We start from the raw sequence: 20,842 nt of genomic DNA on the forward strand, positions 1-20,842 counted from the left end.
ATCCTGCTTCAAATTCAATAAATTAAATCAGCTAACTGGACTAAAAACGAAAAAAACGGGGTTCTGTATATGAAGGCAATCATCAATAAATTTAACAGTTCAGTAATGCAAATTATCGCATCGGCCAGCATGCCGGAAAAATCTGACATCATGAAAGGAATTACCGCTCATTTCTCCAGGGGAAACGATGATTTGCTTTTTGATATGTCTGAAATAATAGATGACCTTGTCTCTTTTACAGCTCCGTCTCACATGGAAGAACTGGAACGTTACTGGGTAGATGAGCCATATTGTCTTGTCTGTATATTGAAGGATAAACAGAAGAATGCAATTCATTATCATCTGGTTGAACCAAAACTGAACAAATTCGAAAAAACATTGCTTGAAGAATTCAATAATGTCATGGGAGACCAAATGACAATTTCAAACATTGAAGGCGAGTCAGATCTCACTTCAATTGATCGCTATCAACTTCTGAGAGAAAACACAAAGCGTACACTGACAGAATATTTTGATCTTCAGGCAAGGACATTTGAGAAAATCTATTATTACCTTAAACGTGATTTTATCGACTTTGGTTCCATAAGCGGAATTATGAAAGACAGCAAGATTGAGGATGTGTGGTGTAATGGAGTCAACATCCCGATATTCGTTTACCATAAAGCATATGGGAATATCAAAACCAATGTTGTCTTTTCAAATGATGAAGATCTTGATCACTTTGTTACACTGATAGCACAGCAAAGTTCTAGGCATCTTTCGAGATCAACTCCTATACTGGACACAATAATGCGTGATGGTTCTCGTATTAATATCACATATGGCCACGATATAAGCCCCAGAGGAAGTTCCTTCAGCATCCGCAGGCAAAAAAAAGTGCCACTAACGCCTCTTGATCTGATCTCCTGGAATACATTCTCATCGGAAATGATGGCTTATTTCTGGTTCTGCATGGAACACGGAAAAAGTATCCTTTTTTGTGGTGGTACTGCTACCGGGAAGACTTCATCGCTAAACGCAATTTGCCTTTTCATTCCTATGAATATCAGGATAGTCACTCTTGAAGATACCCCTGAGATTAATCTCCCTCATAAGAACTGGATATCTACGATAACAAGAGATGGATTAGCAGTAAACAAAATGGGTACTATAGATCTGGAAGACCTTTTGCGTGCATCACTGAGGCAAAGACCCGAATATTTGCTGGTAGGAGAAGTCAGGGGTCGTGAATCACAAACCCTTTTCCAGGCTATGAATGCAGGCCATGCAACATGTTCTACATTCCACGCAGGTGCACCACAGGAAGTTATTAACAGATTTACAAATCCTCCCATAAATGTACCACCTGCAATGTTCAGTGCACTGGACATTATTTCCATGCAGTCCAACATATACGAAAATGGTATAGAAAAAAGAAAAGCGTCACATGTATCAGAAGTAATTGGTGTAACAAATGGCATCAAATTGAAAGATACTTTTTTGTGGGATCCGGTAAAGGACTCTTTTGAATTTAAAAGTTCAAAAGTTCTTCATGATATAGGCCACAAATTAGGCTGGTCTGAATCAAGAGTCAATGAAGAACTTAAACGAAGAACCATGTTTCTTGATTTGATGCTTGAAAAAGGTATCAGGGATTATTACCAGTTTATTCGTTTGATTAATTCTTACAACAAGGATCCTGAAAAAGTAATCAGATTGTTGGATTCAGGTGAGTTATGACATGGAGTTTTCTAACATGTATGATTCACTGATAAACTTTAGTTTTGTCAGGAGATACGCAAAAAAGCGTTCTGATAAGTATGATTATCTTATAACCAGTCTCAGATCGGCAAGAATGGATATACATTACTCCACATATGTTGAGCAGGGAGCATTATATGCGTTTCAGACCTATACAACTGTACTTGTATCTCTGTTTCTAATGCAGTATCTGGTGGATATCCCAATATTCGGTTTACTAAAAACATATCAGGGAGTAATATTTTCAAGTATTACATATGCCGTTCTCCCAATTGTCTCAGCTTGCCTTGTTTACTGGTCTTATCTCCAGTATCCACGTTTCATTGCTTATTCACGTGCAACCAAAATAGATGTACTGTTACCACATGCCTCATCTTTTTGCTATGGAATGACAAAAGGTGGAACCCCAATTTATGAAACTATCAAGGAACTGGCGGAGAATCCACATATATATGGTGAAATTGCAACCGAGGCTCTTTATATAGTGAGGGATGTGGAGCTTCTGGGTCATGACCTTGTAAAAGCCGTGAAAAACACTGCAAAATATACTCCTTCCAGGACATTTCATGATTTTCTTGAAAACCTCGTCCCAATGATACAGGGTGGAAGTGACATTCATCAGTATTTTGCTGTTAAAACCGAACAATATTTCCTGCATGCGAAAAAAACCCAGGAAATGTTTATAAAAACACTGGAGATTATCTCTGAAGTATATGTGGTTGCCTTTGTTGCAGTCCCAATATTTTTACTCATTACACTTGTGACCATTGGTCTGCTCAATCTCAGCCAGACCTCATATTTGTTCCAGGCATTATACCTTGGTCTGCCTTTGGGTTCTATTGCACTAATTGTGCTTATTGATTCCATTTCTCCAAAAGAAGAACTTGGAATTCATTATGTAAACAGGGAGACGCAGAGAAAGTCACAGCAAATGGATGAAGAGGAAATAGATGAAGAAAATTATGAATCAAACCTTAAGAAATACAATAATAAAAAATTGAAAAGAAAAATAATTGGTAAATTAAAGAACCCTCTGGCACCGATACTTGAAAAACCAGTCTATGCTTTTATTCTGAGCGTTCCGTTAATGACACTTCCTTTTTTGATGACATCGGATGACCTGAACAAGCAGATAGTCCTGTCTATAATCATTGCTTTGCTTCCGGTATCACTTGCCCATGAATATAAGATGAGAAAACTATCAAAACTTGACAAAGCTGTCCCGGATTTTCTCAGGCGTCTTGCTGAAGTAAATGAGATGGGCATCCCCATAAACCATGCAATAAGTCTCCTTTTGAAATCTGATGTGGGATTATTGTCAGGTGAAGTAAAAAGGGTCTGGCTGGATATGGAATGGGGCGGTGAGATGAAGGATGCCCTTTCACGTTTTGAGAACAGGATTGGAACTCCGGCTCTTAGAAGGGCAGTAACTCTTCTTGTAAAGGCTACTGAGGTAAGTGATGATACCAGAGACGTGCTTCTAATAGCTGCAGAAGATACCGAGAACATGCTTAAACTCAGAGATGACAGGTTCCATACGGGTTTCATTTACCTGGCAACCGTTTACATTGCTTTTGGAACGTTTATGTATGTCTGTTATTCATTCTCAACACAGTTCATACCTTCAATGTCAGGGCTTGGCGGCGATAATATGCTTAATGTCGATCAGATTACCTCGACTATGTTCAATACATGTGGTATATTAGGTTTCTTTTCAGGTCTGATACTTGGTGAAATGGCTCATGGTAATCTCTTTTCAGGTCTTAAGCATTCTGTCATATTCCTTGCAATTACCTTTGCCTGCTTTACAATGCTTATGAATTACTAGGTGGAAAAATGGCTTCGGAAATGATTGGTGAAGTACTCAAACTTGCAATGGTTGTGACCCTGGCAGCAGTCCTTTCAATAGGTATATATGCTCTTCTGCCGGACGAACGTCCACCTCACCTTGAAGTTGAAATGAGTTTTAACCAGACTGACATCGGTGTAATAGATATTACACATGTTGGAGGAGATCCTATCAGGACCAATGATGTGCGGATTGAGATCAGTAATGCTTCCAACATTTTTGATAAAAAGGATTACAGGTTAACTGAGCTTAGCAATGAAAGCTTCTGGAAATTCCCGGATACATTATATCTTAGTTCAAGTACTGCTTCAAGTATCAATATGAGTGACGTAAAAGTCACGGTAATTCATCAGAAGGCAATAATAGCTATAGGTGAGGTCAGAAGAGTATGATCAGAAAACTGGTTTCATCAAGCGATGCAGTTTCAACGGTAATAGCTGCAATTTTGATTCTTGCAGTCCTAACAACGTTCATTTCTGCCATCAATGCTTACTATGTACCTTCACTGGGCTCTGAAAATGACATCCAGCACATGCAGGAAGTGAGAGACAGTTTTGTAAAAATAGCGTCACTTGCTGCTTCAGGAACTTCAAACGAAAAGGTCCAGATTCCTTTAGGAGGCAAGGAAATGCCATATGGTCCCTCTGTTTCTTCAAGTGGAACATTGACAGTTGATCCAAACAGTAGCTGGTTAAATATTTCAATGATCAATGTAGCAGAACCTGAGAACCGATTTTATTCAGTTTCATTCACTCCTTTAGATAACTTAACATCTGTTTCATCTTTCTTCCTTGTAAAAGAAAGAGGTCTTCCTGTCACTTATGAAATTGATATGGATAATGACAATAATCTTTCTGCTGAGTGGACTGGTGATAGTACTTTATTTATAGAGACTTATCATGATGGAAACCCTTTTTTTTATGGTTATGTTCCAACTCCTTTAGTAGATACTGATGAGTTTTTCACATTCGACATTTTAAGTCCGGTTTATGGTTTTTCGGACATGTTAGAAGATGCTGAAACACCATTCACTCTCATGCTTGACGGCTCGTTCCTGATAGAATACGAAAAATTACCTCCATATGAATATTCTGAGATAAGATACACCAAGAACAAAATTATGAATTTTACAACAGGGTCTTTTAAATACAGTTCATCAAATAACTTCTGGATAGATCAGGATTTCATTTTTGAAAACGGAGCTGTAATATTGCAGCAATCCACAAGCAATGAATCACTGGTAAGATCCAGACCTTTCATCACAGTGGATAAAGATACAAAGCTTCTGAATATCCAGACATTCAATGTGGTTGGAGTTGCCGACAGTATGGGCGGAAATGGCATTTCCACCGTAAACCTTCAGGTTGAAGACCATGAAGAAAAAACTTACCCATTTGTAGAAGTAACAAATCTTACGATATGCTCTGAGTATCCAAGTGCCTGGTACAGTTACCTTTCAACTCAGGGAGATGTGGAAATACTGGACGATGGTCTTGTCAGAGCATCTTTCTACAATATGAGTGTCAGGATGAGTAGTTCTGATGTAACGATAACGATTCCTTGATTGGGGGATTGTTGCTATTTGCTAATTCTATTTTATTATTTTCGAATATGTAATTATATTTTTTATATGTTTAACATGTAGTATGAATACTGGAAATAAATCTTTAAATATGTTTTATTGGTTCATATTTTTTTATGTTATCTAACAAGCCAATAGCTATACTGTATTTTTGCATATTTAAATAACAGAAACTAATATAAATACTTTATTCTTAATATAAATTATGTCGATGCATCATTTCAAAAAATATGATTCATGGATATAGGGGTGATCGCATGAATACAAAATCCAAATTGCTGCTTCTAATGCTTCTCTTCCTGCTCACATTCTCGTCCGGTTGCATAGATACAAACGGAACTCAAAATGCAAGCAACGAATCACAAACCGAACCGGAACTTTCTCCAAGAAACCTGAACCTTTCAGATATTTCTACACTTGCAAATGAAAATACCCTGATTGCTGTTCAGGATGGAATCACTTTCCTTGATTACATGTCAGCATTAAGACTACAAAATGCATTTCCAGATTCCGATATCATACAGTATTCTAACATCACAGATGACGACAGAAAATCTTCAAATATCGTTGTGATGGGAAACCGCAATTCCAACACAATGTTTGGTGAAGTTTACAATCTCAGCTATACTATCAGCGAGAACAGGACATTTCAGGGAGAAGGTAACGGCTCGATTGAAATAATCACCAATCCATGGAATTCGCAAACAAATGTCCTGTTAGTTGAAGGTTATGATTCATGGGGTGTTCGTGCTGCCAGCAAGTTTATCGAAGCAAATGAGACAGACGAAGTTTCAGGGAATTATACTGAAGTTGATTATCAGTTCACACAGTCATGGACTCCTGAATTGGAAGAAGCTGCGATTGAGAAGGCTGAGGAAATCTTTGCAGATGAAACACAATATGAATATGATTCCACCGTTTCAGAGAAGAGTCTGAGTCCTTTGTTTTATGAATATTTTGAAGGGTACGAAGTGTATTCGGCAACGTCTAAATGGGATGGTTCTTCCACCAGTGTATCAATAGTAGTTAGTCCAAATGGAACCACATTTGGAATGTGGAGTAGCTTCCCCAGCATGTTTGAATTTGAAAAACCTGTTATTGACGATGAAACCAATGCTATTGAGGTTTCAGGTTTGTATCTGTCGTTTTTTGATTCTCTAATTCTAGTAAGTGTCAGTGAAATTCCTCATGAGTCTCCAAGTGGGGAAAATCCAGCAAATTATCAGGATATTGTAAAACCACCTTGTGCAGCAATCAAAAACAATACCTACAATGTTGAACTGCACACGTGGGGCAACGGTATCTTGTCACATTGGTCTCTCGTAGTAGGGGATGAAACTGCATTTGAATCTGAAAAAAATATCGTTTCTTATAATGTTGGTGATTCTTTTTGGTTAGAATAAGGAGATAAAAATATGAAAATGGTGCATATAGCTCAAGTTTTGCTGATAATTTTCATGTTATCAGGGACAGGGATGGGAAATACAAATGATAATATAACTTATGTAGATGGCTCGTATTACGTGGCTACATATTTACCGGACGAAGTTGGTCCTAGACTTGCTGATCAAGGCAATAATGACCCTTTAACTCCACAGGTGAAAAGCCTAGCAATGGCAAATCAAATTGATTATTTCTGGGTTAATAACTCTGGAGTTACTCCCTCTGTTTGGGAAAACGTAACTGCAGAATTAAACACATCTGTTAATTGCGATGGAGCCTACATATACATTGAAAGCGGTTATTCAATCTCCATGTCAGAACTCACTACTGTTTGTGAAACCGTGGATGATTCCATAGATTTCATAGAAAACCAGCTAAATGCAGAATTTCCAGATGTTGATGGTGACTCAAAAATATATATTCTAATACTTGATTTGAATTCTAGACGTCCTGTAGATGAAGCACCATTTGGATACTTCAGGCAAGGTGATCAACTTAATGTAAATAACAGCAATCATAAAGACATGATTTACTTTAACATAAATAGGGTAGACCACATAGAAACGTTGCCACATGAACTTACCCATTTGTCAAATTACTACTATAACGATGATGAAGAACTCTGGCTCAACGAGGGTCTAGCACAATACAGTCAATTAGCACTATTTGGTGTTCCTCAAACTAACAGTCTTGATGCAAGAATCTATTGGTTTGAACAAAACTATTCGGAAGTTAACCTTAATTGGCTACAATACGATGAGGGTACAGTCAGAGATGCACAATACGGTTCTTCATTTCTTTTCACATGGTACCTCAGTGAGCAGTACGGTGGCAATGCTATAATATCCGACATCCTCACTGATAGCGATACGGGAATAGATTCCGTAGAAGATGCTCTTCCTGCGGGAGTTACTTTTGAAGAGGTCTTCAGCAATTGGCTGATTGCTAACTATGTAGACGACCGTTCACAAAATGAGAGTTGGGGGTATGATGCTCTGGATATACAGATAAATCCAGTGGACTCATATACTTACAGTGGAGGCAGTCATTCTTTTTCACAGGCAAATATGGATCAGTGGTCATCGGCTTATTACAGGATAGAATCTACTGCCGATGCTTTTGATGTAAGTCTTGATGAGGATTTCTATGTTAATTCCATTCGTATTGCTGATGGCAAAGCTGCGGTAAGGGGATACATTAACGACCCCACGAATTCTGATGTTAATTCCAATACAACCGTAACCAATGCTGACAAACATGACGAAACAGTTATTGTGGTATCGGGGCTGGATGAAACAGGGGACTTCCAGCTTTCCCTGGATGATGTAGAAACACTGGACTATTCCGTTCCTGCAGGTGGGTCGGCGATATTCCTGATACCTGTAGAGGAAGGAAGTAATTATAGTCGTCATGGGGATGTGTTCACTTCCGTTTGGTGGGAAACTGCTGCAAACATTGATGTTGACCTGAGCCCCGTAGGATTCACAACAACAGTTGAAACCCTGCCGTGTGCCAGTCCCCTTATTCGTGAGAATATCGGGTACAACTGTGATTCCACTGAGATATGGAAACTTGAAATAGATGATTCCGGGATGGATGGAACTACAAAACACTTAAAACTGGCATCAAACTACTATGACGGGCAGCTGGATGGAAGCAATCAGGTGCATACTCTTCCAACTGTTCTGGAAATAACACCTATTGATATGATTGTAGAAGATGAATCGGACACCATTCAATTCAACGTCATGGTGCTTGACGGAAGCATTCCTTTCTCATATGCTCCGTTTGCAGCCCCAACAGCCCAGAATTTTGAAATAAGCATAGGTGGGGTGGCTGCAGAATCGATTTCCATGGTAAGTCTTTCCCAGAGTGTCTACCGGCTGACTGTAGACCCTGCACAGTACAACCCAGGAAGGCATGACCTTGAAGTAAGTTTCACATACAGTAAATTCGGAGTTTCAAACACCGCAAGCACAAACGAAAAAGATCTCGTACTGAATCTGGGTGACGGACTTGCAGATATTGCGCTTGTGATAGATAGTTCAGGAAGTATGACATCGACAGATCCAAATAATTTAAGAAAAATGGCCGCAAGGTTGTTTGTGGACTTGGCAAACGATGATGATCAGATAGCAGTTGTGGATTTTGATTCTTATTCACATTTAAGAGCAGCTCTTTGTAATGTTGGGAATAACAGGAATTCTTTAAAATCCGCAATTAATGCAATCGACAGTTTAGGGGGTACAAATATTGGTGTGGGATTGAACACAGGATACAACCAGCTGAATGGAGCAAATGCTATATCTACGCATACTAAAACGGCTATACTATTGAGTGATGGAAGAGCTAGTTATCCTTCTTTGGTCGTTAATTCATATGTCTCAAATGGATGGCCGATATATACAATAGCTCATAGTGACAGTGCTAATGAAGACTTAATGAAAAGCATTGCTCAATCCACTGGAGGCGAATATTATAAAACAAAAGCAAGCTGTGTGATAATGGAGACTTATATAAGAATCAGAAGGTGCATCTCTGACATATATCAAATACAGAGAGAAACAGGAACAATATCTTCTGGAGAAAGTATTGAAGGATCTTTTACAACTGATTACTCGGTCGATGCTACAGATTTAATATTCTACATTACCGACACTGATGTGGAAACCGCATCATTGGCTACATCCACTCTTACATTGCTGGATGAAAATGAAACGGAAAATGGTCTTGACTATGTCGAAGATTCAAATATAGTAACTTTAAGCACAACAGATAACAGTCTGTCTTTGATACTCTACTATCCAAACGGCACGGAAGTTTCTCTGAATTCCAGCAGTTCTACAGGTACAAATGATTCTGAAATTATCTATGTTAATTCAGATGATTATGTTGTTTATAAGATAGAAAAACAACTTTCCGGTAATTGGACATACAACATGAGTTCAACGTATTCGGCCACCAAAGAATATGTATTATTGGTAGATGTAAACACATCCAGTAAATTTGATGTAAGTATTGACAAGGAGGCATATTATACTGGAGAGAAAGTCAATATTGCAGCCAATCTCTACAATAATACAAGCGGAATTGAAAATGCTAGTGTAGTTGCTTATATGACATTGCCAGATCAAAACACAACTGATATATATTTGAATAATTTGGGTAATGGAAGTTATGAAGGAAGTACCGTTTATCTTTTACAGGAAGGTACTTATGAATTAATAGTAGAAGCAATAAAAGATGATATAATCAGGCAAGAATATTTTGAGTTTGAGGTCTCAGATTCCAGTTGGGTTAATTTCATGTCTGATTGTAATTCTGGTTCCACTCCATTTACAGTAAATTTCACTGATTTATCAACCAGTGGGGATATTTGGGAGTGGGATATTGATGGAGATAATGTTGTAGATTATGTTACACAGAATGTAACTCATACGTATACGTCCCCCGGAATATATAATGTTTCTCTGACAGTTGGAAATGGAACTGCTTATGGAACTGAAACAAAGATATCTTATATTCATGTATTCGATGATAATGTAACCAACGGTGGCTTTGAAACCGGAGATCTATATGGCTGGAGTGTGTGTACAGAAGGATGCTCTCATTATGAAATTGCAGAAAAGCACAATTACTCCGGTATATATGGGTGTGAACTAAATGCCAGTTTAACTGACAGTTCAGGTCGTAATTATCTAAATTCCAGTATTTCTTTAACACAAAGTGTTAATTTGACAAATGTAGAATATGTAACTTTTTACCACAATCAAACATATGCAAATGGATGTCCCGGCGGATATGCCCAGTTAGAATTCTATGTGGATGATAATATGACTATAATCCCATTTTCAAATGTGTGGAAGCAGGAGTCAGTGTATGTATCCAATTATTCTGGAAATCATAATATTTTTATAAAACTTTTTGAGCATGCATACCAACCATCCAGTTTATCGACAAAAGTTGAGATTGATAATATATTGTTAGTTCATAAACAAAAAGATTGGAATCCGTGGAATTCTGCTGCAAACGTAAGCTATTCTCAAAACAACCTCTCCGGCAATTATAGTATCAATTTCAGTGAAGTGAATGTATCCTATATTGATATTTCAATATCAAATTATGATAATGGTTCCCTAGGGGATGTGCCAGATTCAGTAATGCAGGTAACAGAAAAAACACCAATTAGTCAGGATGCGTATATGATGTATGTCTCCTGTCGTAGTAATGGGTATCCTGTTCAAACTCAGACTTATGACGGTCATAAGTTCTTTGCTTATTCTTCTGCGGAATACACGATTTATGATCCTATTGTGAATCAGACTATTGCAGGACTAGATTATTTGACTTCTACCGATATTATGTATTGTGCATCATATTGGGCTGGTGGTTATCCTGTACCCCATTATTACTATGATGGGGTTGAGTTTTACAGTTTTACCACTGAGGGCAATATTTCTGCCCCTGTCTATGTTCCTCAGGATGCTAATTTTACGTTTAATGTGTCCTGCAATAGCCAATTCAATTCATCGGAGCTTTTAACAGAAACAAAGAATTTCACTATTGTTCTTAATGAGAATGCTTCACAGGCCAATATTATCACAAATAGCTCAAATTATAGTGTGCATGCAACTATTTACTATTCTGATATTCCAACGCCTAGTGGTATTGAAACCACAACAGCAAAACCTCTTATTTATTCGTGTGCTCTCATGCTTTTTATTTGCCTGAAGGAAAAGAAACAATCACAATAAATTAAATAGTTCCCGCACCATATTCCTATAATACAATGGAGTAGAGGATAGTCTTGAACCCATACAATATAGTCGTAGATCATACTTTTTGTTATTCAGGTCAGAATACAAAACGCAGAGATTACAGCCGGACAGAAAAAAGAACTTCTTGACATAGTGGACAAGTGCTTATCTAACAAGTCTTTAATGTGCATAGAAAAAGTAAATTTACCAAAACCAGCACCAGCATACAAAAGAATGTTATGTGACACATTAATGCTTCTATTATGGAACATATCATTAATGATTGACTTTCTAACTTCTTCTCTTCCATAATTATTTTCGTGGGCATATAGTAGGGTTAAAGAATATTCCTATGTGGTATTGGTATCTAAGCATAGTTATATACTATAAATGCCTATTTTTGACTCTGTAGAAATTCTTCATATTCTGTCGTTTATTTGGGTATCCAATAATTTGAAATGTATTGCATGACAGTGCTGAACAATCCTAATTTCATCTTACTAATATGAATTTTGATAGGTTTTCTACAGTGTCATTTTAGTCTAATGGATAATATATATTAATAAATTGAATACTATTATATTCTTTAACTTAACTATTGGTGATAATGTCTAATTTTTTTATCCACAGAATAAAGTTTATTATTTCTGTAGTTGGGCAGATGTTCAAAATAATTCTAAAATCTATACATAATATATTGGACATTTCGTCTGTACAAGATGTTCTGAATTTTGGAATTGAATTAAATGGAGTGAAGAAACGCATGAAAAGAAATTATTTAGTAATCTTAGCGGCATTAGTATGCACTATGATTTTCGTATCTCCTGCATTAGCAGATGCTGATCTTACAGGGGACAGAACAATTAGTGATAGTACAGTTCAGGCAGGAGATACTTTCAGGGTTACAATGACTATGACCTGTGTGGGTGATGCAGATATTTCTGCTCCTGCAATAGATGAAGATGTTCCTTCCGGCTGGACAGTTACTGAAGTTGATAGTGGTTACATGATCTATAAAAGTTCAACCATCGAATGGATTTATCTTGGGTCTTTAAGTCCAAGCGAAACTATGACAGTTGTTTATGATGTAACTGTGCCATCAAGTGCTACAGCTGGAACATATTCAATCTCCGGCGAAGTCTCTGGAATTGAAGATGTAGGTGGAAACATCGTTTATCGAACAAGTACCATTGCAGGTGATAGCGTAATTACAGTTGCTTAATAATTTGCGCAGTTTTTTAATTTATCAGACAAATAGTCCTTGATTACTTGTAAAATAGCGAAATTGAGCTTCCTACATGTAATCAAGGAGTTGTTATTTATTACAAATTCTCAATATCGAATTTTAGAATCAAAAATCTAGTTTGATAGTCTCTATTTAGCTGTTGAATGCCAATTAACAGCTGCTTTTTAGATATTTGGTATTTTTTAGATTAAGTATATCTTATGATACGTTGCAATATCATGCTTTTTCAGTGCTTTCTCATTGATTATCTGGAAAGTCCCTAACATGTTCTGTGTATGACTTAATAGTTCTGAAAGAAACGAAGATCTTTCCTGAAAATAAGTATCTCTGTTGATACTGAAAAATTCATAATTACTGGTTTTAAGATCTCAGGTAAACCGGTTCATGATGCAAAGCATGCAATGGCATTGCTGAAGCAATGCCATAAGAATCATAAATCCAAATATTATGTAATGGATAAAGGCTACTATTCAGAAGACATACATTCAATAACAAGAGAACAACTGGATTCTATAGCTATGATACCTTTGAGAAAATGAAAAAAGATCAAAGGAAAGCATCGTAGAAAAATGGAATGAAAATTTGACGGAGAATTGTATCATAACAGAAATTTGGTTGAAACTATGTTCTCAATTCTGAAAAGAAAATGTGGTGAAGGGATAAGGCAAAAAAGTATTGGAATCAACTGAAAAAAGTCTAATTCAAGCTACTATAACCTTGACAGGTATGTCAAGGTTATACTTGTTGCCAAAATAAGGATTTCTACAATGTCAATATGTTATCAATTTATATAATATCTATAACCAATTATGATATTCTTTTATATGTTTATTTTATATTCTTCTATAGCTTTGCTAAAAATTTGGATGTAATGAATAGTTATAACATTTGGAGAGAATAATGTGTATGCAAAAAGAAGTTTAATGTTTTGTGTTCTAATCTTGTCTTTCTTATTGACAATTAGCATAGGTTCAGCATCAGAAGAACAGGTAAGTGTGGACCTTGTTGGAAGCTATGCTGGCAGTAGTTACTCTGACATAGATGTAATTGATGATTATTTGTACGTTGCTTGTTATTCTGGTGGGTTTGATATTGTAAATGTTAGCAATACAAGTAATACAAACTGTATATACACAAGTTCATACAGGGCAGATTCAATAGCCGTATCTCCTGAAGGTTATGCTTATGTATTTGATGCTGCTTCTAAATCTCTTCGTATCGTAAATGTTACTAACAAATCCATTCCACAGATGCTATCTTCTGTTGGAGGGCTTCATATTCAATATACTAATTCTCACTTCCAGGTAGAATATCAAAATGAAAACGTAGTTGTGGAAGACTTTTCGGGAATGCGAAGAGTAAATGTAAGTGATCCATTAAATCCTGAATTTGCATCTGGATACTTTTATAGTCCTAAACCCGCTGAAGAATCAAATTATGAGGTTGTAGGTGATTATGTATTTAGAGAACTTAGTGGTCTTCTCATAATTAATATGTCAACGGGGTCTATAGTATCTTATTCTGATAATTTATCAGGTCTTTCTAGTCTTGCAGTAAGCTATAGTTCGTATCAACCTGAACCTCAACCTGATTATGTGTATCTGGCTGTTGATAGTGGTCTCGTTGTTCTTGATGTCACTGATCCATTAAATCCAACATACTTAAGTTTGTATCAAACAGCAGGAGATGGAGTGTGTATTGACTTAAATAGGGATTCTATCGGTGATCAGCATAGCTATGTATATCTTGTAGAAGATTTTGGAGATGATAATTATGGTCTGGATGTAATAGATATAAGTGATCCAGAATCTCCCTATTTAGCAGGACAAAAAAATTTCACAGAAGATTATGTTTGGGATATGGATGTAACTCATGATACTGTATATGTATCAGGTTCTGCTGTCAAAATTTTTGAAGTAAGTGAACATGATACAACATTACCAGAAGCATCTATAACTTCACATTCAGATGAAGAAATAACACTTAACAATACTATTACTCTCATAGGAACTGCAACTGATGATGTAGGAGTATCTAAAGTCACAGTAAATGGAATTCTTGCCAACGGTACTACTAATTGGAATGCAAATATATCCTTGCTTGAAGGGGAAAATACTGTTACTGTTGTTGCAAGAGATTATGAAGGGAATGAAGTTGAAAAATCGATCACAATTGTTTATGTCATTGATGACAACTGCCACTCTCTATTCACAGGAACGTCACAGGTGGAGATAGGAGGAACTTATTATAGATGGTATCAGACAATACCCTATTCCACAATATCAATGGATTCCGAATACCTGACATATTCACAACCTGACAAAAATGGAATATTTAATGTTTCTATTGATACCGAAGAAGAAGGATTTAGTGAAGGAAGTTATGATATTTCAGCTTCCAATATAACATTATCAATCGCTAACGAGGTATATGAAATCAATCCTTTGCTTTTCAATTTCTCACTTGAGGTCTTGCCTCGTGATTACTCCACATCATGGTATATAAGTAAAAATAGCGGGGGAGGTGTTGGATATTATGTATATGCTGATACTGATGTAAAGAAAGACTTTAAGCTGACTTCTGGAATCTTGGACTCAAATCTGATTATGAATAGGGACATAGATACAACGCTAACTACAGGAACAACTACTTCTGGTTTTGAAGCGCAAGTAGGTCCAGTCGAGGCATCCATGCTTAGTGCAGATTTATATACAGGTTTTACAACAATGAAAGGTTCACAAGTTCATGTAGATTATGAAAATGCAGAAGATAGTGAAAAACTGGAAAGTGCATTGTATATTCTCTCAAGTGTTGCAGATAGCAATAATCCCCTAATATATAAAGCGATTGATTCCGCGACAACACAGATTGAAGAAGACCTTTCTATCGATTACTATGAGTCAGGAATAGCAACATTTTCTGGTGTTAGTGTTGATCTATTCAGTATTGGAATCGTAAAAGATCATCCTACCAAGAACATAAATGCTTCTGCCACATTAGCTAATCTAGGAGTTAGTGGAGAGATTAGTGGATCTTCAAAAAGTAGATATTATCCAGAAATAAATTATCAAGAATGTTTAATACAACGTGTTAGAAGTGCCGAGGTTGATTCAACAGGCCCAATAGGATCATTAATAGATGAATGGTTCGATAGTGGGTGGAGTAGTGAACTAGATCAAACTGTTATCTTTGGTTATGATGAAAATGATAGAGTATATGGAAAAGCGGTAATCAAAGATAATGTATATTCAGGAGAAAGTACTACCCGGCAGGTAATTTATGATTATGGTGATATTACAGAATCTAATGTTTTAAACCCATTCCAAACTGAGGAGTTTAAATCATATGCCGGATTCACAGATTTCTTTGATAAATCAACTTCTTTCACTACAGGTAACATTAGTATACAGGAAACAAAGGATGATTCTCATGGAATTGACATCCCCCTAAGTGTGACAGTAGCGTCAGTTAAGCTTTCCTTACACAAAGGTATTGAACTTGGGACAGCAAACAATTATGTTACTGAAAAAAAGCAAATATACAATAAAAATCCATATACAGTAGAAAAATATTCATATGATAGCTATGTTGACGATTCTACTCATGCCCTCACAGACATATTTGGTGAACTTCTTGAACCCGTTGGAACAGCTTTGCAGTCTGCGGTAAATACATTGGTGTTAGAAATTAGCTCTGCTTCAGATATTATATTTTCAGGTGGAAGTATTTCTATCCCTCAGGCACTGAATGGAAATATTTCTGTTACCTCCTTTGAAACCAGTGAACCAGAAACAGCAACCGTTCAAATGTTCAGTACTATGGGAGTATCTTCAAGTGTTGTAACAAGTATAAGTGGAGCAGACTTTGTAATTGGGAACATTACGGACTTGCAACCATATAACGTTACACTAGAGAAGGAAGCGATATTAATGCTCAACTACGATGACTCAGGAATTACAGATGAAACCAATATTTCTATTTACAAATGGAATGATTCCTTTAATGCGTGGTTACCTTTAGATTCAACTATAAATGAAACGTCTAATGAAGCAGAAACAAACATATCATGCTTTGGAACTTATGCTGCAGGATATGATCAAACAGTTCCTGTTTTACAATGGAATGCATCTCTAAAGCAGTATGATAAAGTGCAAGTATCTGCAAGAATTACCGATTCGGGATCAGGTATCAATTCTTCTTCAATTACTTTATATGTAGATGGAAACCAGCAGAACTTCAGCTATAATATGCTTACTGGAATGTTGAATTCTACTGTAAATACCTCAGTAGGTACCCATTCAGTTAGTATATCTGCATATGATACTTCAGGTAATAGTGCAATCCTTACAGAAAATGTGTCAGTAATTGAACCTGTAGAAATTATTAACCTGGATGTTAATTATCAGGGTAATGATTCAATTATCTTCGAATGGGAGACCGAAAATGGAACATATTCACTTGATCACTTTAGTATTTACCAGAATGCAGCGTTGCTACAAAATATAACATCTAATACCTATGTTTCTTCAAAGTCAGAAGCAATGTATATGATATACCCAGTTGATACACAAGGAAATATTGGATATGGAATTTATGTCTATTATCAGGATAATCAGCTAATGCCATTATTCTGTTATGATGGAAATAGTTCATTCCGTCCGACTGTTGGAAATTCAGTAAATTTCAACGCGTCTGATAGTTATGTAGTTCAGGGTACAATTGAAACAAACATATCATCATATACCTGGATATTCAATGATGACATTGCCAATGCAACATCTGGAAAAATAGTCAATCATGTATTTGACACTGAAGGATTGAACAAAATAAAGCTTGTAATTGAAGATGAGCAGCAGAATAATGCATCTTTGATTAAAGTTATTAATGTGTCAAACAGTACTCACATTTCCTCAGGTCAAATAATAAATGGTGGTTTTGAAACTGGAGACGTATCCGGATGGACTGTAACTACAGATGAAAGTGGACCAGGAACCCATATACATACATACAATGTTTCAGAAGAACATAACTATTCAGGAACATATGGATGTGAGCTGTTTACAAATACTTGCTTCATATCAACTTCTTCTATTTCCTTGACACAAAATGTCAATTTAACAGATATAGACTATTTTACTTTCAATCATCAGTGTACATACGAATATTCAGGAACTTCTAATAACAGTGCATATTCTCAATTAGAATTCTATGTAGATGACGATGTTACTGCTATTCCACTGTTTAATAATTCATCTATAATTAATGTGTGGAAAATAGAATCAGTAGATGTGTCCAATTATATTGGGTATCACAATGTAACATTAAGACTTTATTCTACAGCTCCATTACAACCATCTATTGCTACAGCAAAAGTTGAAATTGATAATGTATCATTAATTCATGCACAAAAGGATTGGAATCCATGGAACGAGCCAGATTCAGATGATGGTTTATTCATAACCACTAGTGAGCTTCAAGAAGCAATTAACTGCTCAATAAGCAATTATCCTGCACCTATTACGGGGGCTGAGGTTAACGAAGCAAGAAAAGAGTTATTGCTTGATTATTGGGTTAATGGCATTGAAATGCCAGAGGGCACTGATACTTCTCCGCTTATTTTAGCAAACAGAACAATTTATACTTACAATGTGACAGCAAATAGCAGTTTTAATGTGGTTGTCAATATAGCGGTTGATATGGCATCTGATCAACAGATTAATTGCCTTGAATTGCATGAAAATCTTCCTTTGGATTGGAGTATAATATCAGAAGTTAATAGTGGTTGGAATTTTGATAATTCAACTGATACTTGGTTAAACTCATCCACTATTTCTGGAAAAACAAATCTTAGTATTACTTATGATGTTCTGGTACCTTCTAATCTAACAACTGGAATTTATAATATCTCTGGTTTTATCTCTTCCAATGAAGTGATTAGCACAAATATCTATGGGGATTCTCAAGTTAATGTGATAGATTGGAATCCGTGGAATGATATGGATTCTGATAACGGATTATATATAACGACAAGTGAACTCTTGGAAGCAATACATTGCTATTCAAGTAATGAGCCTGCACCTATTACTGGAGCTGAAATTACCGAAGCAAGAAAAGATTTGTTGCTTGATTATTGGGTTGATGATCTTGAAATGCCGGAGGGAACAGATGTTATATAAATATCCGAATTCATGTAATAGAGGGTTTACTAGTTGAATTTGTTTTTAATTTTTCCTGCCTTCTAGGTAGGATTATTTACATTTATTGCTAAAAAAACGAGAATTATTTCTCTCTACAAAGCCAAATTAATCTCTATTTGTTCTCCGTGTGAATAAAACAGTTTTATTATTTGCTGTAACAATTCATTGAAATATATAGAAGTAATATCCTTACGAATTCACTTATAAGCAATACTAGAGGAATTGATTCACTTTTAAATAATGATGTCATAAATTTAATGTGAAGCGTACTTTCTGTGAAACCAAATCTAAAATGAGCGATGCAATATGTATCATTATAAGAGTACTTGAATGGTTCACTTGCTACTTTTTGAATTACTGTTATCATTCAACTCTGAAACCACATCAACATCATCATTATCAACTTCATCAACAACAGAGGATGCAACCGCCGTATCAGCAATTCTAATCTCAGCAGTATTCAAATTAACCCGATTCTGTTTTCTTTTTCTATTCCATCTGGTTCCGGTAAGTATCATTCCGACAGCCAGTACTAATATGGCTCCTGAAGCGTAGAATAAGCCTTTATTTGAGACATTTATTTTTACCGGTATCTTTATTCCACTGCCGACTTCAAAGTCAGAAGAGGGTGCTGAAGCTATGACATAGGCTTTCATATCATAGTTTCCGTTTGCTGAAACAGGTGGTTTAAGTCCAATGATCACTTCTTTATGTTCTCCAGGCTGGAGTGTGAAGTTGTTGGGTGATATGGAAAACCAGTCTACGTATTGGTCATCAACGTATACTCTGTAATCTGATATGCTTTGTCCGTCGTTTATTACAAAAAGAGATTGATACTCCGTTATTCCTACATGTGCATCAAAGCTCATGTTTGCAGGACTAACACCGACTCCTACAGCGCTGACATTTGCTACAGAGTAAATGCAGAAGATCGTGAAAATAATACATATTAAAAGTTTTTTAAACATTTTCATCAAGTTGCAATTGAGGAACTTATTCATCCGATGCAATTCTTCGAAGTGACTCTACTGTATTGAATATTTTTTGATAATCCTTAGTTATTACTTCTTTTGATTCCTCTGCAAATTTGAATAATTTTTTATTTTTGCTGGAAAGGACATGTGTTTTTCCAAAAATTTTTCTTTCGATAAGATTTGCATCTTCAAGTATACTGGCATGTTTAGATGCCACAGGAATAGAAATCTCTAATATTCTTGCCACTTTTGAGATGTGCATATCCTCTTTATTTATATGTTTAAACATTTTCAAACGTGTTTCATTTTCAAGTGCATTGAGGATTTTGACATTTTCATAGGACATAATATGCATGATTATTTATGATGATATATATGTTTCGAATAATCTCTATTTATTATCTCAAAAGCAAACAACAATGTGACATGTTTTGAATAAAAAATTAAGTTGTTGGCACCCAAAATGAAATAGAATCAAGTTTAAAATCACAGAGTAAAATAAACGCTTCAAATCATTATAGTTTAAGCTAACAGATATTATCGCAAATCATACGCTTAAATATTACAATTACCAATTAAGTCGCAGGAGCCAAATAATGTAGTTGACCATCCTTCATTGCAACCAATATTTTTCTGTCAACACGTTATTTGGCCGGTTGGCTGGCAACCCCTTTTTTCTTCATCTACACCTTCCACAATTTAAACCCAGCCAACGAATTTTCTTTCAGGCATCTGCTTATAAGTACAAATGAACTTCAGCAAGCTATACATTACTGGCTGAATGACATGTCATTTGAGAATACAAATGAAACAATAACTACTGAAAGACTACAGTATTTGATTCATTTATGGCTTGAAAGCTAATAGCCTGAAAGTGATTTAACCAATTAATCTAAAAAAAGATAGCAGTTACAATCTGAAAACGATTGTAATTGCTATATCAAATATTTCTGTTTTCTAAATGCAAGAACATTCAAGTTAGCAGATGTAATCACACATTTTTTCCTTGCATTTTTACCTAAAGAAAACCATGATTTGCTTCAACTTCACCTGG

The 20,842-nt window shown here is 35.9% G+C and carries 10 protein-coding genes and 1 pseudogene; 9 read left to right on the forward strand and 2 right to left on the reverse strand.

Annotation, left to right across the window (positions count from 1 at the left end; genetic code table 11):
* The first annotated feature begins 69 nt into the window (after positions 1–69).
* The 9 genes and pseudogenes from V7O61_RS05385 (at position 70) to V7O61_RS05425 (ending at position 18,793) form a co-directional block, all read left to right on the forward strand.
* Positions 70–1,719, forward strand: coding sequence for a type II/IV secretion system ATPase subunit (locus V7O61_RS05385; RefSeq protein ID WP_288067798.1), 1,650 nt, complete (start codon positions 70–72; stop codon positions 1,717–1,719).
* A gap of 16 nt (positions 1,720–1,735) precedes the next feature.
* Positions 1,736–3,568, forward strand: coding sequence for a type II secretion system F family protein (locus V7O61_RS05390; RefSeq protein ID WP_288067796.1), 1,833 nt, complete (start codon positions 1,736–1,738; stop codon positions 3,566–3,568).
* 8 nt (positions 3,569–3,576) lie between these two features.
* Complete coding sequence (locus V7O61_RS05395; protein WP_288067795.1) at positions 3,577–3,981, forward strand: type IV pilin N-terminal domain-containing protein; 405 nt, start codon at positions 3,577–3,579, stop codon at positions 3,979–3,981.
* A complete protein-coding gene (locus V7O61_RS05400; protein WP_407282504.1) occupies positions 3,978–5,153 on the forward strand; it encodes a hypothetical protein in 1,176 nt (391 codons plus the stop codon). Before V7O61_RS05395 ends, V7O61_RS05400 begins: the two co-directional genes overlap by 4 nt.
* Before the next feature lie 275 nt (positions 5,154–5,428).
* Positions 5,429–6,574: a hypothetical protein gene (locus V7O61_RS05405; RefSeq protein ID WP_407282503.1), complete on the forward strand. Its 1,146-nt coding sequence runs from the start codon at positions 5,429–5,431 to the stop codon at positions 6,572–6,574.
* 72 nt (positions 6,575–6,646) lie between these two features.
* Positions 6,647–11,368 (forward strand): VWA domain-containing protein, encoded by a 4,722-nt coding sequence (locus tag V7O61_RS05410; protein WP_407282502.1) that lies wholly within the window; start codon positions 6,647–6,649, stop codon positions 11,366–11,368.
* 811 nt (positions 11,369–12,179) lie between these two features.
* Positions 12,180–12,593 carry a hypothetical protein gene (locus V7O61_RS05415; protein ID WP_407282501.1) on the forward strand — a complete coding sequence of 138 codons (414 nt, stop codon included), beginning with the start codon at positions 12,180–12,182 and terminating at the stop codon, positions 12,591–12,593.
* 317 nt (positions 12,594–12,910) lie between these two features.
* Positions 12,911–13,411, forward strand: a pseudogene (locus tag V7O61_RS05420) (transposase); the annotation flags it as partial.
* Between the two features lie 108 nt (positions 13,412–13,519).
* Entirely contained in the window at positions 13,520–18,793 is a 5,274-nt protein-coding gene (locus V7O61_RS05425) for a hypothetical protein (protein WP_407282500.1), read from the forward strand.
* A 356-nt stretch (positions 18,794–19,149) separates the two neighbouring features.
* Here the strand turns inward: V7O61_RS05425 and V7O61_RS05430 are convergent, their stop codons facing one another.
* Both V7O61_RS05430 and V7O61_RS05435 read right to left on the reverse strand, forming a co-directional pair.
* Positions 19,150–19,782 carry a hypothetical protein gene (locus V7O61_RS05430; RefSeq protein ID WP_407282499.1) on the reverse strand — a complete coding sequence of 211 codons (633 nt, stop codon included), beginning with the start codon at positions 19,780–19,782 and terminating at the stop codon, positions 19,150–19,152.
* 25 nt (positions 19,783–19,807) lie between these two features.
* Complete coding sequence (locus V7O61_RS05435) at positions 19,808–20,134, reverse strand: winged helix-turn-helix domain-containing protein (protein ID WP_288067789.1); 327 nt, start codon at positions 20,132–20,134, stop codon at positions 19,808–19,810.
* Between the last annotated feature and the right edge of the window lie 708 nt (positions 20,135–20,842).

This window comes from Methanolobus sp. WCC1, from assembly GCF_045690315.1.
In the GTDB taxonomy this organism is placed as follows: Archaea; Halobacteriota; Methanosarcinia; order Methanosarcinales; family Methanosarcinaceae; genus Methanolobus; species Methanolobus tindarius.